This is a genomic window from Campylobacter sp. JH32 (assembly GCF_017846535.1).
In the GTDB taxonomy this organism is placed as follows: domain Bacteria; phylum Campylobacterota; class Campylobacteria; order Campylobacterales; family Campylobacteraceae; genus Campylobacter_D; species Campylobacter_D coli.
In genome coordinates, this window is record NZ_JAEQBS010000001.1 from 116,037 (window position 1) to 136,082 (window position 20,046).

Below are 20,046 nucleotides of genomic sequence, written 5' to 3' on the forward strand. Positions count from 1 at the left end.
ATGTCTTCTTTTTAAAACTTAAATTTATATAAAATATCTTTCTAGCTTAAGTTCAAAGAAATTTTCCCAAGCTAAAAAGCTTGAAGAAAATTAAGATTTAAACCAATGGGTTATTTTTTCAAACAATCCTTTTTGTTCATGATGCATACCATCTTTTATCCCAAAACTTTCGCTGAGTTTTTCTAAAAGTTCTTTTTGCTCATCATTGAGTGAATTTGGAAATTTGATAGCAATTTGTACGATTTGATTGCCTATGCGAGAGCTATGCACATCTTTTACACCCTCTCTTTCAAGCACAAATCTTTGTCCATCCTTTGCACCCTTTGGCAAATTTAAAGTCGCTTCCCCTCGTATAGTAGGCACCTTTATACTTTGTCCTAATATAGCTTGGGTAAAAAATACCGGAAATTCTATATAAATATCCTCATCATCTCTTATAAAAGTATCATCCTCTTCAACAATAACTTTAACATACAAATCCCCTCTATTGCCACTTTTGCTAAGATTGCCTTTAGCTGCAACTCTTAAATTCATCCCATTGTCTATACCTTCAGGGATGTTTACTTCTACACTATCCTTAAGCTCTTCATAACCCTTACCCTTACAATCTTTACATTTCTCACTTGCGCTTTCTCCGCTCCCCTTACAATCAGGACAAGTTTGCGCAAAAGTGATAAAACCTTGAGAAATTCCTACTTGTCCCCTGCCCTTACATTTTGGACAAGTTTGAAGTTTTCCATCCTTAGCTCCTGTTCCGCTACAAGTTTTACATGAAGATTTGTAAGTAAAATCTATATTTTTTTTACAGCCAAATACCGCTTCTTTAAAACTAAGTTTTAAATTTACTACAAGTTCAGCTTGAAATTTTTCATCACTTGATTTTTTGCGGCGTTGCGATGATCCACCAAAACCGCCACCAAAAAAACTAGAAAAAATATCACCCAAATCTTCAAAGCCACCAAAACCTGCTCCCCCTGATCCAAAGCCACCGCCTTTTAAAGCATCTTTGCCATATCTATCATAAATAGCGCGTTTTTCTTCATTGCTTAAAACTTCATAAGCTTCATTTACAAGCTTGAATTTATCTTCGGCTTCTTTATCTCCTTGATTTCTATCGGGGTGGTATTTTAAAGCCATTTTTCTATAAGCTTTTTTAATGGTATCTTTATCAGCACTCTGAGTAATTTCTAAAATTTCATAGTAGCTTAACTCCATATTTTTCCTTTAAATAATAAAATATTTATAAAATTTGTAAAAATAAAAAATATAATTTTAGCAAAAATAAACTCAATAATTTATCAAAATTTAAATAAAATTATGTAAATATATAAATCTTACCATAAATAATAAAGGATAACAAAATGATTAATGTGTTGATGATAGAAGATGATCCTGATTTTGCCCAATTATTGTCAGAATATTTAACTCAGTTTAATATCAAAATCACAAATTTTGAAAATCCTAAAGAAGCTTTAAATGTAGGTATACAAGGCTATGATTGTTTAATTTTAGATTTAACCTTACCTGGAATTGATGGCCTTGAAGTTTGTAGAGAAATCAGACAAAAATACAATATTCCTATCATCATTTCATCTGCTAGAGGAGATTTAAGCGATAAGGTTGTAGGGCTCCAAATTGGCGCGGATGATTATTTACCAAAACCTTACGATCCAAAAGAAATGCACGCAAGAATCATGAGTCTTATTCGTCGCACAAAAAGAGCTGAAAATACCAACAATGAAAATATCAATTCAGCTTTTAAAATCGATGAAAGAAAACACGAAATCACTTATCAAAACAAAGTCTTAACTCTAACCCCTGCGGAATATGAAATTTTAGAATATCTCATCCAGCAACACGGCTATAGTGTATCTAGAGAACAGCTTGTAAGTCGCTGTAAAAATCTTAAAGATAAAGATTCTAAAAGCCTTGATGTTATCATCGGTCGCTTAAGAACTAAGATAAATGATAGCTCTAAAGCTCCAAAACATATATTTTCAGTTAGAGGTATAGGATATAAACTTATAGGATGACTAGAAATTATTCTATTTATACCAAACTTGTTATTTTATTTGTTGTAACTTTCTTTTTGGTTTGCGTTTTATTTATCGTGCTTTTAAAAATAGAAAGCAATACCTACAGCGAAGAAGAAGGTTTTAAACAAGAAAGTTTTATAAAAAATATCATCAATTCTTATGACAATGCTTCTGGAGTGGATATAGGAGCTCATCTTAACAATAGCGGCTTTGTTGCTATACAAAATGACTATTTTGTAAAAATCGCAAGACTAGAAGGACAAAGCCTTTTTCGCGCAGGAAATGGAGAAAATGCCTGCACTCTCACCTCTTTAAAATATCAAAACAAACTCTATCTTGATGTCCAATGCAAAGACTTTAGCGCTTTATTTGAAGAAGATACTAACAATAGAGTTTATAATCTTTTGTTGATAGGCTTTTTCTTTTTTTCTTTTTTGGTTGTTTTTATGTATTTTTCAGTATTAAAATCCCTTGAACCACTTAAAAAATTAAGAAAACAGGTCGCAGAAGTGGCTAATGGCGGAAAAGCTGATTTTGAGAATTATCAAGAAGATGAAGTAGGTAAAATAGCCCTTGAATTTCAAAAAGCTTTTAAGAAAAATCAAGAACTCATACAATCAAGACAACTTTTTCTACGCACCATCATGCATGAGCTTAAAACGCCTATTGGAAAAGGTAGGATTATATCTGAAATGCTGCAAGAAGAAAAGCAGAAAGAAAGATTGATCGATATTTTTTTAAGAATGGATTCATTGATTAATGAATTTGCCAAAATTGAAAATCTTTTTTCAAAAAACTACAATCTTCAGTTTAAACCTGTGCATTTTAGCACCATACTCAATGAAGCTAAAGATTATTTGATGCGTGATGATTTTAATAGAGTCGTCAAGCTCAATTTAAAACACGATGCCTTGATTAATGTAGATATGGAAATTTTTCCTTTGATTTTAAAAAATCTCATTGATAATGCTTTAAAATATTCTAGCAATGGAACTTGTGAGCTTTATTGCTGTAAAGAATGTTTTGTGATAAAAAATCCTGGCAATCCATTAAGAGAACCTATAGAGCATTATTTTGAGGCTTTTACACGCGAACCATATCAGAAAGTCAAAGGTATGGGCTTAGGACTTTATATCGTTTTTGAAGTATGCAAACTACATAATTTTGATATTATTTATTTTTACGAAGAAGGTAAGCATTGTTTTAAAATTTTTTTCGGAGTAAAAACAAACAATGACGCATAAGGGTATAGAAAAATTTAACGAACTTGTAGAAAGTTTTGCAAAATTACCCACTATCGGTAAAAAAACTGCTATTCGCCTTGCTTATCATATTTGCACAGGAAATCAACTCGAAGGTATGAAGCTCGCACACAATATAGAAAATGCTATACGTTTTATAAAACCTTGTCAACAATGCGGGTCTTTAAGCGAAAACGAACTTTGTGAAATTTGCACCGATGATGAAAGGGATAAAAATTGCTTATGTATAGTGCAAAGCCCTAAAGATGTTTTGGTTATAGAAGAGAGTAAAAGTTATGGGGGCTTGTATTTTGTTTTAGATGAATTAAACGATGAAAAGCTTGCTCAATTAAGACAAATGATACTAAAATTACAAAGCAAAGAACTCATTTTTGCTTTCACTCATAATTTAAATTCCGATGCAATGATTTTTTATATAGAAGGTAGGCTTAAAGATTTAAATTTACAATTTAGCAAAATCGCACAAGGTATTCCAAGTGGAGTAAATTTAGAAAATGTTGACTTTATATCTCTAAACAAAGCCATCAATTTTCGCACCAAAGTTTAAATCAGTTTTTGTAAGAAATGTCAGCTAATTCCTGCAAAGAATGATTTGCTATTTTTTCATAACTAAAACCCTCTTTAGTTAAATACTCAAGCAAAGTTTTTTCCATAATTTCACCCGCGCTAACAATCTCTTGCGATAGAGTAAAACTCATAGGCTTGATACGCTTTGGAACACAAGCTAAAATTTGTGTATGAGGCAAATCTCCCATTAGCTCCATATATTGTAAGGTTTGAAGCATTTCTACTTCGTGCGCACTACCACTCCAATTGATCTTTTTAGGCATTGCATCATAAGGAAAGAAAAATACATCGCCGATTTTTGAATCATCTGCATCTATACAATCAAGCACTATCATCTTATCATACTCTGCGATAATATAGCTAAGTTGCAAGGCCAAGGTGCCTCCATCGACAAAATCTAAGCTGTGATTTGAATGAGTGAATTTATAATTTTTTTCTAAAAGTTTGCAAAGATGAACGCCTATGCCTTCATCTGCAAACATAATATTTCCTATACCAAGGACAAGAAATTTCAATTTTTCTCTTCTTTAACAAATTTATAACCGCTAACTATAGCATCAATCGCACCATCTTTACCTTTGATCGCATTGAAAAATGCCATGTAGATATGAACGGGTACGAAGATTAAAATAACCCACATTAAAATTCTATGATAAGTTCTAACATCAGCCAAGCCTCCAAGTGCGGCTTCTAAAGGTCTTAACACTTCATACAACAATCCTCCCAAACCCTCATGGTAAGTATGAGTATAAAGAATCAATCCTGTTAAAATAATCCCCACCATAACAATATAGAAAAATATATAGGTTACAAACTGCAAAGGATTATAAACACCTTTTAGATGTGGATGCTTACCTAAAAATAGATAAAATTTAATCTGCTCTATCCATAATTTTGGATTAAGTACATCTACTATGCTGATACGCTCCTTACGACTTATCCTATCAAAAAAGAAAAGATAAACTTTAAAAATCACACAAGCAATCAAAACAAAACCGACGGCTTGATGCACCATTCTGTATTTTGCTTGCATGAAATTAACTGGCTCACCATTACTTATAGGATTTTGAAAAACATAAGAAAGATAATATCCTGTTATAACCAAAACCACTATAGCAAAAGCTCTTACCCAATGTGTTAAACGCAAACCTATGCTAAATTCATATTCAGCCTTTCTTTGCAATTTTTCTTCTTTATTTTGCATAAAAGCCCCTTTTATAAACTCGCGTTTACTTTATATTCACTTAGATTATTTCCCTTAGTATCCATTACATGCACCGCACAAGCAATACAAGGATCATAAGAGTGAATTTTTCTAATGATTTCAAGTGGTTGTTTTACATCAGCGATTTTAAGTCCTATCAAACATTGCTCATAACTTCCACCTACGCCATTTGCGTCTTTTGGACTTGCATTCCAAGTAGAAGGAACAACTGCTTGCCAATTTTCTATCACTCCATTTTTAATCCTGCACCAATGACTTAGCGTTCCGCGTGGCACATGCCCCATATAGCGTCCTTTGTACTCTTTAGAATTATCGATCACATAAGGCGCACAAGTGCTCTCATCTACTTTTAAATTTTCTACTAAATTACGGAAGGCTTTTAAAGCATTATTAGCTACAATTTTTGCTTCCAAACAACGCGCAGCAGTTCTTCCAAGAGTGCTAAATACAGCATTTAAAGGAAGTCCTGTTTCTTTTAAAAACTCATCTACCACAGGAACAACATTTTGATTACCCTTAGCATAATTTACAACGATATTAGCCAAAGGTCCTACTTGCATAGGATTTCCTTCATAGCGTGGAGCCTTAATCCAGCTATATTTACCCTTAGTATCAAATACCTTAGAATGCACTGTATTTCCATGATGATCTACACTTTCACCCTCTACAAGCCCTGTATAATTTGGATTTGTTTTACCCTCATAAGGATGCAAAGGCTCATTATCTGCATACCAAGAATGGGTCGCTTCTTCAGTGATCTTATCTTCTTCTACTTCATATACCTTGCTTAAATCGCCATTTTTGATGATTCCGCTTTCAAATAGCCACTCATCTCTACCAAGCTGGAATTCTTGGAAAGTGTAAAGATTGTTTACCCCAATATCATTTAGCACACTAGGTTCATCTGCATAAGCTTTTCCCGCCATAACAAGATCAGGATAATACGCACGATTAACAAAGTCTTGCACTTCTTTGAATTTTTCCATATATTCACCCATTCTAGCAGGGCTTAGCAAATCCATAACGCAAGTTACACCACCAACGGTTAAGCTTTGTGGATGTGGATTTTTAGCACCAAAAATAGCCATACATTGAGCTATGATTCTTTGAATTCTTAAACACTCTAAATAATGCGATAAAACGATCAAATTTTGCTCTGGAGTTAAGCGATAAGTAGGATGACCATAATAAGCATTTGCAAAAGGTCCTAAATTTCCTTTATCTACAAAAGTTTTAAGTCTTTGTTGCACTTCAAGAAGTTTATCTGCACCTGTTGCATAAGGATTTGAAGTGTATTTAAAAGCCTCATCACTTGCTTTTTTAACATCAGCACTTAAAGCACTTACAACATCTGCCCAATCAAGCCCATGGAGTTGATAAAAATGTACGATATGATCGTGTAAGAAAAGCGCTGCATTCATTAAAGTTCTTGTTAAAAGCGCATTTAAAGGCGGAGTAATACCTAAAGCATTTTCAACAGCAACTATACCTGCTTTATAATGTGAAAAAGTACAAACTCCGCAAATTCTTTGCGTCATAAAACCCGCATCTCTTGGGTCACGCCCTTTAACAATGGTTTCAATACCACGCCACAAAGTAGAGCCCGCATAAGCTTCTTTTACCACATTGTTATCATCAACAACAACTTCAACCCTTAAGTGTCCTTCTATTCTTGTAATTGGATCTACTATTATCTTTTGACTCATGTATTTTATTCCTCATTCTTTTTCATGGATGCGATCACCGCATGCGCTGCGATAGCAACGCCTGTAAGCGTTAGAACACCTATGCCTATTTTATCTGATACATTATCAGCTCCTAATCCAAAAACAGTATCAAATTTACGACTTGCCATAGGCTCTTCAAAAGGTCCCATAGTATCCCAAAAATTTGGCTCAGAACAACCTATACAGCCATGTCCTGCTTGGATAGGCCAAGAAGTGTGTTGGTTAAATCTTTCTCTAGAGCAGTTATTAAAAGTATAAGGACCTTTACAACCTACTTTATAAAGACAATAACCATTTTTTGCACCCTCATCGCCAAAGTTTTGTACAAATTCACCCGCATCAAAATGTCCGCGTCTTTCACAAAGATCATGAATTCTTAAACCATAAGCCCATTTTGGTCTATTATAAACATCAAGCGCAGGTAACTCACCAAAAAGAAGATAATGTAAAACATTTCCTACTATGTTTTTTTCACTTGGCGGACAACCTGGCACGTTGATAACGGTTTTGCTTGTTACCTTGCTTAGAGGTTGAGCATTGCTTGGATTTGGTCTTGCAGCTTGAATTCCGCCAAAGCTCGAACAGGTTCCTATCGCAAAAATCGCCAAAGCATTTTCACTCGCTACTTTAGAAAGCTCATATCCACTCTTTCCATGTGGCCCTATGGTTAAAAAATTCTCTGTATCTCCCATAGGGATACCACCTTCAACCATTAAAATATACTTGTTTTTATATTTTTCAATGGCACTTTCTAAATTTTCTTCAGCCTGCCAACCCGCTGCAGCCATAACGGTTTCATGGTATTCTAAAGAAATATAATCAAATATTAAGCTATCAATAGTTGGAGTATCACTTCTTAATAAACTCTCGCTACAGCCCGTACATTCAGCCATATGAAGCCAAATCACAGGAAGTCTATCTGCAAGTTCTGCAGCTTTTGCCACCATAGGGGTAAAACTCGCTGGCAATGCTAAAAATGCTGTCATCGCCCCTGCCCATTTCATAAAATCTCTTCTAGTAAAGCCAGATCTTTCCAAAGCTTTTGGTATAGAATTTTCAGGATTTAAAGAAGGAAGTTTCTCAAGTGCGCTTAAACGGGACTCTATTTGATTATAATCAATCATTGAAATTCCTTAATTAATGTAATTTATTCCACTTAATAATAAAACAAAGCAAATTAAAAATGTATTAAAATTTAAATTTCAATAGAAAAATATAAACAAAACTTAAAGATATATTAATAAAAGCTAAAAAATTTATATCCCTTTCTTTAGCTTGCGGATCAAAAATCTTGCAGGATGTATACAAGGAATAAAATTTTTAAACACCCCCAAAGGCTCCTCGTTAATCAAAGCACAAAGATATCTTGCAGCCAAAACAGAAGTGCTAAAAGCTCTTGAGCCATGAGCAAGATTAAGATATAAATTAGGGATATTTTGAGGCAGAACTTGCGCCTTGTTTTTTGTCCATAATAAAGCTTTATATTCTTGCTTATAAAAAGCTTCATCATAAGCTGCTCCCACAATAGCAAACCTATCGCTAGAATAAGATCTAAAACCTACTCTAGAGCCTTTGATGATGATTTCCTCATCGCCTTTTAAAAACTCTTGTATGTTTTGCAAATTTTCTTCATCATCGGCTTTTTGTGGATTTGGATTTGAATTCAGCCTATTATAACTTGCGCCAATAACTTGCAAATCCCCATCACTAGGACAAATATAAGCTTTTGAAGAAAGGGCAAATGCATTATCCAAAAAAGGTTTTAGATGAGTAACCTGTCCTCTAACCTTACTTAAAAGCATTCCATCATAAACTAAAAAATCCTTAGTATCAGCACCCATAGCATAGATTAAAATATCAAAATCTTGCATTGCTTTTTGGTTTTTAAAATGCAAAATAAATTTGTCTTCTTGGTATTGAAAAAAATCATATTCGTGATTAAAATACATTTTTGCTTGACTTTTTTCAAAAAGAGATTTTAAAATTTCTTTAGGCTTGATGTGTCCGCCATCTTCTAAAAAAGCTTCATTCTTATCAATCTTAAATAAAATATTATCTTTTTGGCTTATAAAACGCTCTTGCATCAAAGGAGTATGAGCAAATTCTATCACTCCTTTTAGATTTAAATCTAAAATTTGCTTATAAAAACGACTCGCCTCGATAAAAGCAAGTTGAGAAAATTCACCCAAAGCAACATCAGGCTTTAAAATCAAAGAGCTTAAAATTCCACTTTCATTGCCACTTGCGCCACATCCTAAACTATCGTTTTTTTCAAAAACACTGACTTCAAAATCACGCAAAGAAAGCTCATAAGCTAAAGTTGCACCACATATGCCCGAACCTATGATGGCTACTTTTTTATTTTTATATAAACTTGGAATTCTTTGAAAATAAGCTTCTTTATCTAGGGTTGGATATTCTTTGCGTAAAAAAGCTTTGATCATCTCTCGCTTTCTAAAACCTTTGGTTTTTTGGATTTCAAAGCCATATTTTATAAGATTTTTTTGCAAAGCACTCGAAGCAGAAAAGGTGCAAATTTGGGTATTAGTCTTTGAAAGTCGAGCAACTTGAGCTATGAAATTTTCATCAAACATGGCTGAATTTTTACTCGGAGAAAAACCATCTAAAAACCAAACATCAGCATTAAAATCAAGCTCTCTAAGAATAGCAATATCATCAAAGATTAAATCCAAAAAACAATCTTTAAAATAAAAACGATAATACCCTTTTTTAGCCTTAGGATAAAACTTTAAAAAAGCTTCTAAAATTTCTTTAAATTCTTCATAAAATCCAAGCTTTTGATAAATTTCTCTAAGCTTGTCTTTTTCAATATAAAAACCCTCAATGCTGGTGTAAAATAATTTTTTAGGACGCTTCTTTGCTTGAAGAAATCTTTTAAGGGTTAAAAAGAAATTAAGCCCTATACCAAAGCCACTTTCAGCAATGATAAATGTATCATTTTCTTCAAATTCAAAAGCCTCACTATAAACAAATTTGCTCTCATTTAAACCATCTTTTGAGTTAAAATAAAAATCATCAAAATCCAAAGAAAATGGGGTATTGTCTTTAAAGATTAAATTAGCTTTTTTCATCTATTGTTATAAAAATAATTCTCCACACCATCAGCTATACCCTTAACCAAAGTGTCTTGAAAACTTTTATTTGCGATTCTTTTTCCCTCACTTGGATGAGTGATATATCCAATTTCTATCAAAATAGCAGGCATTTGAGCTCCAACAAGAACCCAAAAAGGAGCTTCTCTTACTCCACCATCGACAATTTTATACTTCTTACGAGTTTGGGTTAAGATATTTTTTTGCACATCTATAGCAAGTTTGTTTGAAGCCACGATCTTTTCTCTGTTTAAAAAATTCAAAATACTTTGCTTTGAAAAATAATTAATCTCTTCAAAATCACCCTGATTTTCTTTTTCAGCAGCTTTTTTACTTCTTTCACTTCTAGCAGGACTTAAGAAAAAAGTCTCCACACCCTCACTGCTTTTTGCTTTTGATGCATTAGGCGCTGCATTTGCATGGATAGATAAAAACAAATCCGCTCTTTTATCATTGGCATATTTTGTTCTATCTCTAAGATTGATAAATTTATCTGAACTTCTTGTATAAAGTACTTTATAACCGCGTTTTTTAAGCTCATTTCCAAGCTTTAAGGTCGTGCTTAAAACTATATCTTTTTCTTTTAAACTCCCTTTTTTATCGCTTAAAGCACCGCTATCCTTACCCCCATGTCCTGCATCTAAGACTATGAGTTTATCGGATTTGAAATTAGAATTTAAAACATTTTTACTAGCAGTTTTTGAAGTGCTTTTGCTTGTACTGCCACTAAAACCTAAAGTCAAACTTTTATCATCTAAATCTTTAAAAAGCTTAAATTCTTTAGTTGAGCTGAGTACAATACGAACTGTTTTTGGATTATACTGAGTAACTGTAACAGCATTTTGCCCAAAAGTAAAATTCTTGCGACTACCTTCTAAAATTCCTTGAAAGCTCACTACTTGTCTAAAGAATTTTTGATCTTTTGTGCTAAAACTTGTAATATCTTTTTCATCAAGCTCATCGCTTAAATTTAAAACAACAGAATTAGAACTTTTATCTACATCTAAAACATATAAAGGTTCATCATTTTCTTGTTCTTTTTTGGTATTTGTTTTAGCTTCTTGAGTTTTAACTGGTTTGGACTCTTGTTTTGCGACTACTTTTTCACTTTCTTGTTTTGCTGCTGTTTTTGACTCTTGCTTACTCGGAGTACTTTTTTGTATAGCTTGTGATTTTTTAGAAATACTTATTTTTTCATCTTCAAAATCAAAGTTTAGAGGAATTTTTTCCTTAGCATAAGCAACGATACGAATCATCTTAGGATTGTATTGTGAAATTACTATGCGATAATCATCAAATTTATATTCTTTTCTTCCGCCTTCTAAAATACCCTCAAAATCACTGATATAACGATAATTTCCTTTTTCATCCAAGGCAAAACTTTTTATATCTTTTTGCTCTAAATTGGTATTTAAATCAAGTACCACTCCTTGACTTGTCTTACTTGATTTTAAAACATAAACCTTATCTACTTTTTTTGTCTGTTGGGGTTTATTGTTTTGTGTTTTTGTGCTTTCTTGTTTGGTTTGTGGGGGTTTTGAAGTACTTTTAGGAGGTTCAAAGCTTGAAACCTCGACATTTTTAGAATCAGGCTGAACTTTTTGCTTATCCTTAATCACAGCTTTTCTTAAAGCATTGATGCTAGCCTTACTCACTCCGCTTTCTTCTAATTCGTTCGCATAAGATTTATCATCCAAATTTAAAGCATTAGAACTTATAATCAATCTTTTTAAAATTTCAATTTTAGTTTTTTCATCTTCATTGATCACACTTTGTATATAAAGACTTTTTAGCTGATGATGGAACTTAACTTGAGCATCATTTTTTGACGCGATAAAATTCTTATCAAAATTAGCAAGCTCATTTTCATATGCCCCAAAACAAATACTAAAAAGTGCGATACAAAAAACTAAAATTCTAAACATTATTCACCATTGACGAGTTTATCCATAAGCTCTTTAACACTGATTAATTTTTCTAAACGATAGCCATTGGCTCCTGTAAAGAATAATCCTGTTTCTTTTTTTCCCGACCATGCATCAAAAAGCCTATCTGCTATACAATAACCCACCTTTGTCGCCTCTTTGCCTCGGCCACATGGCGCTACACAATTGCTGATACAATTGATCTTTGGTCCCATTCTTTTATCGACTAAATCAAGTAAATTAGTCCTTACTCCCCTTGCAGGATATCCCACTGGAGATTTGATAAGTTCTATATCTTCTTTTTTACATGCAAGCAATACATTTTTAAACTCATCACTTGCATCGCATTCAAAAGTACCTATAAAACGAGTTCCCATTTGAACCCCGCTAGCACCTAAAGAAATGGCATTTTCTATATCTTTTTTATCCCAAATTCCACCCGCTGCAATCACTGGAAAAGAACCCCAATTTTTAGCCTCTTCAACCACAGGTGCGATTAAATTCTCAAGTTGATAATTAGGATCTAAACATTGCTCATAGGTAAAACCTTGATGTCCGCCGCTCTTAGGTCCTTCAAGCACAACAGCATCAGGCAGACGGTTGTATCTACTTTGCCATCTTTTACAGATGATTTTTAAAGCCTTAGGTGAAGAGATTATAGGAACTAAAGCAACATCAGGAAAATCTGCTGTAAATTCAGGTAAATTGGTAGGAAGTCCAGCACCTGAAACTATAATATTAAAACCCACTTCACAAGCATCACGAGCAATTCTTGCATAATCATTACTTGCGCATAAAATATTACAACCCAAAGGCGCATCACCGCAAACTTTTCTTGCATTATTTATCAAAGTTTGCAAGCCTTCTCGTGAATAAAAATTTTCACTACCATAAGGCTTAGCATTCAATTCTTTGCTAATATGGGTGCGATTTTCATAATATCCTGTTCCAACAGATGAGATGATACCAAGACCGCCATTTAATGACACTGCTGAAGCCAATTTATCCCAGCTTATACCAAGCCCCATTCCACCTTGAAAAATGGGATATTTTATAGTGTGTTTTCCTATTTGAAGGGATTTTAAACTCATATATTCACCTTTAATTTTGCAAATTTTCTCTTACCTACTTGTAAAATATACTCCCCTGTGCCAAGTTGCATTTGCTCATCGCTTACTTTTTGTGAATTTACACTCACCGCATTTGCATTAATGCTTCTTCTTGCTGCAGAGGTAGAATTTTCCAAACCGCATTCTACTAAAGCTTTAGCAAGCCAAATTTCACCCTCTATCTCAAATTCTTTTATATCGCTTGGCAAAGCATTTCCGCTATGTACGCTGTCAAATTCGGCTTTTGCAGCCTTAGCGCTTTCTTCATTGTGAAAACGCGTAGTAATCTCTAGCGCCAAATTTTCCTTAGCAAGCTTAGGATGTAAATTGCCACTAGAAATTTCTTTTTTCATATTTTCAATTTCTTCTAAACTTTTAGTACTTAAAAGCTCATAATAACGCCACATTAACTCATCACTAATACTTAGAATTTTAGCATACATATCATTAGCTTTTTCTGTAACGCCGATATAATTCCCTAAGCTTTTACTCATTTTATTTACACCATCTAAGCCTTCTAAAAGAGGCATCATCATCACAGCTTGTTCTTTTCCGATATTGTAAATTCTTTGCAGGGTTCTTCCCATTAAGAGATTGAATTTTTGATCTGTTCCGCCCATTTCTATATCGCATTTTAAAGCAACACTATCATATCCTTGAAGTAAAGGATATAAAAACTCACATATAGAAATAGGGCTTTGCTCTTTAAAACGCTTCGTAAAATCATCACGCTCTAGCATTCTTGCTACACTAAAGGTCGAAGTAAGCTCTACTATCCCAGTAGCTCCTAGTTCGTTAAGCCATTGAGAATTGAATTTTAATTGTGTCTTTTGCGGATCTAAAATCTTAAATACCTGCTCCTCATAAGTCTTAGCATTTTGTAATACTTGTTCCTTATCAAGTTTTTTACGCGTAACGCTTTTTCCACTAGGATCGCCAATTTGTCCTGTAAAATCACCGATTAAAAATTGAACTATAGCTCCGTGTTTTTGCAAATATGCCATTTTGGTTAAAACCACACTATGACCTAAATGCAAATCAGGTGCTGTAGGATCAAATCCTGCTTTTACGAAAAAATTTTCTCCCTTTTCGTAATAATTTTTAATCAAATTTTCAATTCTTTCCTCATCGATGATTTCTGCGCACCCTCGTTTGATTTCTGCAAGTATATTTTTTATATCCATTTTCTACCTTTTAGTTTAAGCTTCTTTATAAGCGTCATTTAATGAAGTAAAATCTAAAATTTTACAATAAGATTTTAACCTGTCTCGGACATTATCAGGATTTATATTGTCAGGAATTTCTATCGTGATCTCAAAATAATCCACCACTGTATTAATATCACTTGACAAACTAATCGTTAATAAATTAATCTGCATTTTAGCCAAAACTGCCAAAAACTCTGCTAAAATTCCTTTTTTATTTTCTAAAGAAAAGATTAATTTGTATGATTTAGGGATATTAGAATCCCATTTAATCAAAACCATGTCTTTATTATTGTCTATCATCTTATCTGCCCTATCGCAGAGTTTATGATGAACTATAGCATTTCCATTTTCAATAAATGCAAGTACAGCATCGCCTCTTTTTGGATGACAGCAGTAATCAAAATCCACATTAGCAATTTTATGATTAGAATACAATAAAAAATTCCCAATCTTTTGTTCTTTGATTTCGTATTTGTCAAACCAATAAGATTTTTTAGCGTATTTTTTAAGCCCATTGACTATATCTTTCAAATAAGCACTATCACTGGCTACTTGTCGTATGCGTCTGCCTAAATTCTCTCTTTCAATCCAATTTTCTATCTTGTTTTTATCTACACTAAAAATAAAACTTAACATATTAATCGCGCTTAAAAGATTGATTTCTCTCATTTTTTGCTTACAAAATTCTCTTATGCTCGCTTTTGCTTTTCCTGTTTTTACACTATCAACCCAAGAACAACGATAAAACCTATCATTGGAAGTTACAACCCTTACTATATCTCCATTTTTAAGCTCGGTTAAAAGAGGGACTTTTACACGGTTAACATAAGCACTTTTTGCATGAAGTCCTACTTTAGTATGCACCTCATAAGCAAAATCAAGCACAGTAGCTCCTCTTGGCAAAGTAAAAATTTCACCCTTTGGAGAATAAACAGCCACATCTTCTACATAAAGACTATCTTTTGCATACTCATAAAGCTCGATAGCATTATAATCTTCTGCGTTTTCAAGATTGTTCGTACTTTGCATCGAAATATCAGTAAGCCAATCAAGTCGCGGGGCTACAACACTCCCATCTTCTTTGTATTTCCAATGTGCAGCTATACCAAATTCAGCGATTTTATGCATATCAAAAGTACGAATTTGTGCTTCGATAATATTTTTTGTATCAAAAAGAGTGGTATGTATAGTTTGATAGCCATTTTGTTTTGGTAAAGCTATGTAATCTTTAAAACGCGAAACCAAGGGATTAAAATTTGTATGCAAAACCCCTAAAGCCAAATAACAATCGCTCACATTTTCAACCAAAATTCGTACACCAAGCAAATCAAGTACCTCTTCTATACCCACACCTTTTCTTTGCATTTTAAGATAGATAGAATAACTGTGTTTGATGCGTTTTTGAATTTGAAAACTTCCTTGCCTAAAGCCATTGCTAAGAAATAAAAGCTCGATTTTAGAAATAAATTCATTAAGTCCTAGTTGCATTTGCTGGTCGTTTGAATTAATATAATTATCGATAAGCTTATACTCATCAGGCATCAAATACTTAAAGCTTAAATCTTCTAAATAATTCTTAATACTAGAAATTCCAAGTCTATGTGCTATGGGTGCATAAACGACCAAAGTTTCTTCGCTAATACGCTTTTGCTTATCTTCTCTTAAAGCATCTAAGGTTAGCATATTGTGAAGTCTATCGCAAAGTTTTACCACCAAAACCCCGACATCTTCAATACTTGCTAAAAGCATATTTCTAAATGTAAGAGCGGATTTGGTTAAACTTTTTTTTGATTTTGAAGGAATGAGATTATCTTCTCTGATTTCTACAATCTTTGTAAGACCTAAAACAAGCTTTAAAACTTCGGATCCAAACTGATCCCTAAGTTCTTCTTCGGTACATTGCGTATCTTCGATCACATCATGTAAAAGCGCAGCCAAAATTGTGGCTTTGTTTTCACTTAAAAAAGCAACCAAGCTTGCAACCAAGATGGGATGAACTGCATAAGGTTCTCCGCTTTTTCTAACCTGACCTTCGTGGGACTTTATGCAATAATCCACAGCTTTTTCTACAATAGCATCCTCTTGACAAATGCTAAAAAGAAGTTCTTTTGCTCTTGTTAAATCTCTACAATTTTTAATATCTTCAATGAGTTTTTCGAGCAATAATTCCTCATCGACTGGTTTCAACTAGACCCTCTAAAGTGATTTTATTTTCTGCTATCTCATATAAAGCAATATCTGCAAATTTTAATTTACTTTTATCAATATCCACTAAAGGTGCTGCACCATCGGCTAATTGTTCTGCTCTTTTTGCAACAACCAAAGAAAGACGGTAGCGATCATCTCCCATTCTTTCTAGAGCTTTAGCTGCTATTTCTTCGATTCTGTTTTCCATTAGTTCTCCTTGATTAATTTTTAACTATAGAACAAAGACTGTTATCGCCTTGTATAATTTTAAGCAAATTTCCTTCTTCAAACATATTACATACAACTATAGGCAAAGAATTATCCTTAGCTAGAGCGATTGCAGTATCATCCATAACTTTAATATTATCTTGCATTGCCTCATCATAGCTTAGGGTTTGTAAAAATACTGCATCATCGAATTTATTAGGATCTTTATCATAAACTCCGTTTACTTTTGTTGCTTTAATAACCATTTGTGCATCAATCTCAACCGCTCTTAAGATAGCTGTTGTATCGGTTGTAAAATAAGGATTTCCCGTTCCTGCGGCAAAGATTACAACCCTACCTTTTTCTAAATGTCTTTGAGCTCTTCTCATAATATAAGTTTCACAAAAAGCTTCCATTTGAATCGCACTTTGTACTCTCACATCAAGTCCGCAACTTTCTAAAGCCTCTTGAATAGCAATAGCATTAATAACAGTCGCAAGCATTCCCATGTGATCGCCGCTTGTGCGTTTGATAAGACCGCCTTTGGCTGCTGAAACACCGCGAATGATATTTCCACCCCCTATCACTATGCCTACTTCTATATTGTTTTTAACCAGTTCTTTAATCTCATTTGCTATGAATTTTAAAATAGAATTTTCAATACCAAAACCATTTTCTCCGGCTAAAGCTTCTCCTGAAAATTTTACTAAAACTCTTTTTCTCTCTTGCATTTTTTCTCCTTAATCAACTTGAAATTATATTGAAAATTGCATTAAAATTAGCTAATTTAAACTAATAAGTTCTAAAGGATTGATATGAAAATTCTTTTGTGTTACTTCAAAAGTTAAATCATTTTTTATCCTACCCACTACCGCACCTTTTTTTACATTTTTACCGACTTTGATATTAGGTGCTATCTTATCTAAGTGTGCATAAATAGTATGAATTCCATTATCATGTTCGACTATCACAACTCTTGCTAGCATACTTGTATCTTTGGCAAAAACTATCTTTCCATCTAAAACACTTTTCACTACAGCATCGGCTTTATTGCTTCTTAAAACAACATTTTCATTGAAAATTTTAATATTATAAACAGGATCGATATAATTTCCAAATTTTTGTTTTACGGTAAACGATTCTAAAGGGGCTATAGTTTTTTTACCTGTATAACGCTTAGTAGAGCTTCCTTGGTAGCTAGATCCAATTTGGCGAATTTTTTGAGTATTATTGACAATTTTGCTATCGCTGGCAGTTTTTTGACTTTGTTTTTTATCCTCTTGCTTGCTTTCTATAATTTTTAATTGATTTAAGGTTTTTCTTAATTCATCTTGCTGATCTTGCAAATTCTCAAGTTTTTTAGCATAAATTGCCCGATCGGTTTTTTGTTTTTTAATCTCACTGACTTGCTTTTGTCTTAAATTTTGAAGTTTTGCTAATTGGGTATTGTAATCTTTTAAATCTTCATTAATTTTTTTAATTTGTTCTTGCTTATCATCGATTAATTTACTTATATCTTCATAATCCTTAGAAAGTTTAAAAATTTCATCTTGCAAAATTTTATCCAAGCCACCCAAAACCTCAAAAGCCATAAAACTTTCCTTGCTTTCAACATAACCTTGCGGTATAGGCAAATCATAGGCAAAATCCTTAGCCATCAAGGCTATAAGTTTGCCTTCCATATTGGCTTTATTTTTCAAAAGATCTGTGTTTTGACTTGTGAGTAAATTTAAGTCTTTATTTTGTGCCTTGGCTCGAGCTTCAAGCTTGAGAGTTTGAGAATTAAGAGTTTCAATTTGAGCACTTAACTCTTTCAAGCTCTTTTCTCCACTTAATATATCATTGGCTAAATCTTCAAGCTTTTTATTTACCTGCTCTTGAATGCGTTTATTTTCTTCTAAATTCTTAGTTTTTTCACTAATGGCATTAGCATGCATTTCATTGGACAATAAAAAAAAACAAAGAAAAATTAGAATTTTTCTCATTTTTTCACCCTAAACATCACCGAATTTACACAGAATAAACATATAAACAAAGTCACTAAAAAAATCACGCCCAAATGCACGATAAAATTAATAGGAGGCAAGATAATATCAACCGCTTTTAGGCTATCTTGGACTATAGAAAGATTATAAATTTGTGTAAAAAATACAAATAAAATAATAAAAGCAATAAAACAATCCAAAACCACAATCTTATATAGCATAAAAGATCTAAACCAAAAAGGCGCACCAAACAAACACATAATCTCTACGCGTTCAGTGTGTTCAAAAAGCCAAATTCTCATTTGTTTTAAAAACAAAACAAAAGAAAGCAAGATAATGATAAATAAAAACAACCAAAATACAAATTTCATCAAAACAAGCAAAGAATAAACCTTATCATGCGTTTTAGCAAAAGTCTCGACCTTACTAATACTTGGTATGCTTAAAAGCTGGTTTTTAATGGTATTAAGCTCATTTTGTGTAGGCAAATAATCAAGCTTGATGCTATAAAATTTAGGTAAAGAATCTCGTAAAACTTTTAAATTTTTATCAGAAATATCGTTTTTTAAACGATCTATCAAATCTTTAGGATCTAATGGCTCCAAACTAGAAAAGGAAGAAAGTTTGGTTTTGATAACATTCTTATCAAGCTCAGCAGAGCTTGCAACGATGATATTATAGTCCTTATTGACAAGCTCTTCATAATGTCTTAAAGTAGCATTTGTAAGTAAAATAAACTCAAAAGCAAACATCATAAAAAGCAAAGGCAAAATCAAAGATAAGTGGGTTTTAAAAAATTTCATTCATATTTCCATTTTCTATATTAAAACGACGATAATTCAGTCTTAAATTGCTCGGAATTCTATGCGTAACCACTACAACACAAGTACCTAAAAGCTCTCTAGCTGATTTTAAAAGTGTCCAAATGATATCTGAAGAATACTCATCTAAATTTCCTGTAGGCTCATCGCAAAGCAAAAGCTTAGGATTGTGTGCTAAAGCTCTAGCCATAGCTACTCTTTGTTGCTCTCCTCCGCTTAGTTGATTGGGCAATTTATCCGCTTTAAATGTCAAATTTACATGCTTTAAAAGCTTACTTGCTTGATCATGACAAACTTTTTTACTATAACCTTTAATCATAAGAGGAAGCATCACATTTTTTTCTACGCTGTATTCTTGTATAAGTCTATAATCTTGAAAAATAATACCAATTTGCTGACGCAATTTTAAAAGCTCTGAATTTCCAATCTTTCGCATGAAAGATCCACATACTTCAAGCTGCCCTGAAAGGAGTTCTAAGTCCCCGTAAAAAGATTTTAAAAGAGTGCTTTTTCCACTTCCACTTTTACCTGTAATAAAAACAAAATCATCATCTTTAAAAGTGAAACTGGCTTCTTTAATAACCAATTCATCATAACCTAAAGAAAGTTTATGCGCTTGAATTAAATTTGACATCCCATCCTCTTTGAATTTCAAAATTCGTAAATTATGCTTT

General features: G+C 33.0%; 18 protein-coding genes. 3 read left to right on the forward strand and 15 right to left on the reverse strand.

The genetic code is table 11. The features are described from left to right. Positions 1–90: 90 nt before the first annotated feature. A complete protein-coding gene (dnaJ, locus tag KAR67_RS00575) occupies positions 91–1,215 on the reverse strand; it encodes a molecular chaperone DnaJ (protein WP_002798986.1) in 1,125 nt (374 codons plus the stop codon). 146 nt (positions 1,216–1,361) lie between these two features. On the opposite strand from dnaJ, the gene KAR67_RS00580 reads away from it, so the two are divergent. The 3 genes from KAR67_RS00580 to recR are packed head-to-tail and all read left to right on the forward strand — an operon-like array spanning position 1,362 to position 3,845. Then, entirely contained in the window at positions 1,362–2,033 is a 672-nt protein-coding gene (locus KAR67_RS00580) for a response regulator transcription factor (protein ID WP_002776259.1), read from the forward strand. After that, a complete protein-coding gene (locus KAR67_RS00585; protein ID WP_052778670.1) occupies positions 2,030–3,280 on the forward strand; it encodes an ArsS family sensor histidine kinase in 1,251 nt (416 codons plus the stop codon). The genes KAR67_RS00580 and KAR67_RS00585 overlap by 4 nt, the downstream gene beginning before the upstream one ends. Next, positions 3,270–3,845: a recombination mediator RecR gene (recR, locus tag KAR67_RS00590; protein ID WP_162284553.1), complete on the forward strand. Its 576-nt coding sequence runs from the start codon at positions 3,270–3,272 to the stop codon at positions 3,843–3,845. The genes KAR67_RS00585 and recR overlap by 11 nt, the downstream gene beginning before the upstream one ends. A 1-nt stretch (position 3,846) precedes the next feature. Here recR and KAR67_RS00595 read toward each other — a convergent pair whose 3' ends face one another. The 14 genes from KAR67_RS00595 to KAR67_RS00660 all read right to left on the reverse strand — a co-directional run bounded on the left by KAR67_RS00595 (position 3,847) and on the right by KAR67_RS00660 (position 20,006). After that, on the reverse strand, positions 3,847–4,380 hold the full coding sequence (locus KAR67_RS00595) for a HyaD/HybD family hydrogenase maturation endopeptidase (RefSeq protein WP_002780939.1): 534 nt from the start codon (positions 4,378–4,380) through the stop codon (positions 3,847–3,849). After that, positions 4,377–5,069, reverse strand: a complete 693-nt coding sequence (cybH, locus tag KAR67_RS00600; protein WP_002790049.1) for a Ni/Fe-hydrogenase, b-type cytochrome subunit — start codon at positions 5,067–5,069, stop codon at positions 4,377–4,379. The genes KAR67_RS00595 and cybH overlap by 4 nt, the downstream gene beginning before the upstream one ends. A gap of 11 nt (positions 5,070–5,080) precedes the next feature. Then, positions 5,081–6,796, reverse strand: a complete 1,716-nt coding sequence (locus KAR67_RS00605; protein ID WP_002776252.1) for a nickel-dependent hydrogenase large subunit — start codon at positions 6,794–6,796, stop codon at positions 5,081–5,083. 5 nt (positions 6,797–6,801) lie between these two features. Next, positions 6,802–7,941, reverse strand: coding sequence for a hydrogenase small subunit (locus tag KAR67_RS00610; protein WP_002776249.1), 1,140 nt, complete (start codon positions 7,939–7,941; stop codon positions 6,802–6,804). A gap of 132 nt (positions 7,942–8,073) precedes the next feature. After that, on the reverse strand, positions 8,074–9,909 hold the full coding sequence (gene mnmC, locus KAR67_RS00615) for a bifunctional tRNA (5-methylaminomethyl-2-thiouridine)(34)-methyltransferase MnmD/FAD-dependent 5-carboxymethylaminomethyl-2-thiouridine(34) oxidoreductase MnmC (RefSeq protein WP_162284554.1): 1,836 nt from the start codon (positions 9,907–9,909) through the stop codon (positions 8,074–8,076). Continuing rightward, complete coding sequence (locus KAR67_RS00620; RefSeq protein ID WP_004284956.1) at positions 9,906–11,855, reverse strand: N-acetylmuramoyl-L-alanine amidase; 1,950 nt, start codon at positions 11,853–11,855, stop codon at positions 9,906–9,908. The genes mnmC and KAR67_RS00620 overlap by 4 nt, the downstream gene beginning before the upstream one ends. Beyond that, positions 11,855–12,946, reverse strand: a complete 1,092-nt coding sequence (locus KAR67_RS00625) for a nitronate monooxygenase family protein (RefSeq protein ID WP_002776244.1) — start codon at positions 12,944–12,946, stop codon at positions 11,855–11,857. Before KAR67_RS00625 ends, KAR67_RS00620 begins: the two co-directional genes overlap by 1 nt. Next, on the reverse strand, positions 12,943–14,148 hold the full coding sequence (gene tyrS / locus KAR67_RS00630; RefSeq protein ID WP_002786039.1) for a tyrosine--tRNA ligase: 1,206 nt from the start codon (positions 14,146–14,148) through the stop codon (positions 12,943–12,945). Before tyrS ends, KAR67_RS00625 begins: the two co-directional genes overlap by 4 nt. A gap of 15 nt (positions 14,149–14,163) precedes the next feature. Beyond that, positions 14,164–16,359 (reverse strand): bifunctional (p)ppGpp synthetase/guanosine-3',5'-bis(diphosphate) 3'-pyrophosphohydrolase, encoded by a 2,196-nt coding sequence (locus KAR67_RS00635; protein WP_004284955.1) that lies wholly within the window; start codon positions 16,357–16,359, stop codon positions 14,164–14,166. After that, on the reverse strand, positions 16,343–16,567 hold the full coding sequence (locus KAR67_RS00640; protein ID WP_002776235.1) for a DNA-directed RNA polymerase subunit omega: 225 nt from the start codon (positions 16,565–16,567) through the stop codon (positions 16,343–16,345). The genes KAR67_RS00635 and KAR67_RS00640 overlap by 17 nt, the downstream gene beginning before the upstream one ends. 13 nt (positions 16,568–16,580) lie before the next feature. After that, complete coding sequence (pyrH, locus tag KAR67_RS00645; RefSeq protein ID WP_002776232.1) at positions 16,581–17,297, reverse strand: UMP kinase; 717 nt, start codon at positions 17,295–17,297, stop codon at positions 16,581–16,583. Between the two features lie 51 nt (positions 17,298–17,348). After that, on the reverse strand, positions 17,349–18,551 hold the full coding sequence (locus KAR67_RS00650; protein WP_002786036.1) for a M23 family metallopeptidase: 1,203 nt from the start codon (positions 18,549–18,551) through the stop codon (positions 17,349–17,351). Further along, on the reverse strand, positions 18,548–19,354 hold the full coding sequence (locus tag KAR67_RS00655; RefSeq protein ID WP_002776224.1) for an FtsX-like permease family protein: 807 nt from the start codon (positions 19,352–19,354) through the stop codon (positions 18,548–18,550). Before KAR67_RS00655 ends, KAR67_RS00650 begins: the two co-directional genes overlap by 4 nt. Continuing rightward, positions 19,341–20,006 carry an ABC transporter ATP-binding protein gene (locus tag KAR67_RS00660; protein WP_002776215.1) on the reverse strand — a complete coding sequence of 222 codons (666 nt, stop codon included), beginning with the start codon at positions 20,004–20,006 and terminating at the stop codon, positions 19,341–19,343. The genes KAR67_RS00655 and KAR67_RS00660 overlap by 14 nt, the downstream gene beginning before the upstream one ends. Positions 20,007–20,046 lie beyond the last annotated feature (40 nt).

Bases quoted from the DNA above. Each gene is read 5' to 3' on its own strand.
- KAR67_RS00610 (WP_002776249.1), bottom strand. From the start codon at position 7,941: ATGATTGATTATAATCAAATAGAGTCCCGTTTAAGCGCACTTGAGAAA.
- mnmC (WP_162284554.1), bottom strand. From the start codon at position 9,909: ATGAAAAAAGCTAATTTAATCTTTAAAGACAATACCCCATTTTCTTTG.
- KAR67_RS00585 (WP_052778670.1), top strand. From the start codon at position 2,030: ATGACTAGAAATTATTCTATTTATACCAAACTTGTTATTTTATTTGTT.
- KAR67_RS00650 (WP_002786036.1), bottom strand. From the start codon at position 18,551: ATGAGAAAAATTCTAATTTTTCTTTGTTTTTTTTTATTGTCCAATGAA.
- KAR67_RS00580 (WP_002776259.1), top strand. From the start codon at position 1,362: ATGATTAATGTGTTGATGATAGAAGATGATCCTGATTTTGCCCAATTA.
- dnaJ (WP_002798986.1), bottom strand. From the start codon at position 1,215: ATGGAGTTAAGCTACTATGAAATTTTAGAAATTACTCAGAGTGCTGAT.
- KAR67_RS00605 (WP_002776252.1), bottom strand. From the start codon at position 6,796: ATGAGTCAAAAGATAATAGTAGATCCAATTACAAGAATAGAAGGACAC.
- KAR67_RS00620 (WP_004284956.1), bottom strand. From the start codon at position 11,855: ATGTTTAGAATTTTAGTTTTTTGTATCGCACTTTTTAGTATTTGTTTT.
- recR (WP_162284553.1), top strand. From the start codon at position 3,270: ATGACGCATAAGGGTATAGAAAAATTTAACGAACTTGTAGAAAGTTTT.
- cybH (WP_002790049.1), bottom strand. From the start codon at position 5,069: ATGCAAAATAAAGAAGAAAAATTGCAAAGAAAGGCTGAATATGAATTT.
- pyrH (WP_002776232.1), bottom strand. From the start codon at position 17,297: ATGCAAGAGAGAAAAAGAGTTTTAGTAAAATTTTCAGGAGAAGCTTTA.
- KAR67_RS00640 (WP_002776235.1), bottom strand. From the start codon at position 16,567: ATGGAAAACAGAATCGAAGAAATAGCAGCTAAAGCTCTAGAAAGAATG.
- KAR67_RS00655 (WP_002776224.1), bottom strand. From the start codon at position 19,354: ATGAAATTTTTTAAAACCCACTTATCTTTGATTTTGCCTTTGCTTTTT.
- KAR67_RS00660 (WP_002776215.1), bottom strand. From the start codon at position 20,006: ATGTCAAATTTAATTCAAGCGCATAAACTTTCTTTAGGTTATGATGAA.
- KAR67_RS00625 (WP_002776244.1), bottom strand. From the start codon at position 12,946: ATGAGTTTAAAATCCCTTCAAATAGGAAAACACACTATAAAATATCCC.
- tyrS (WP_002786039.1), bottom strand. From the start codon at position 14,148: ATGGATATAAAAAATATACTTGCAGAAATCAAACGAGGGTGCGCAGAA.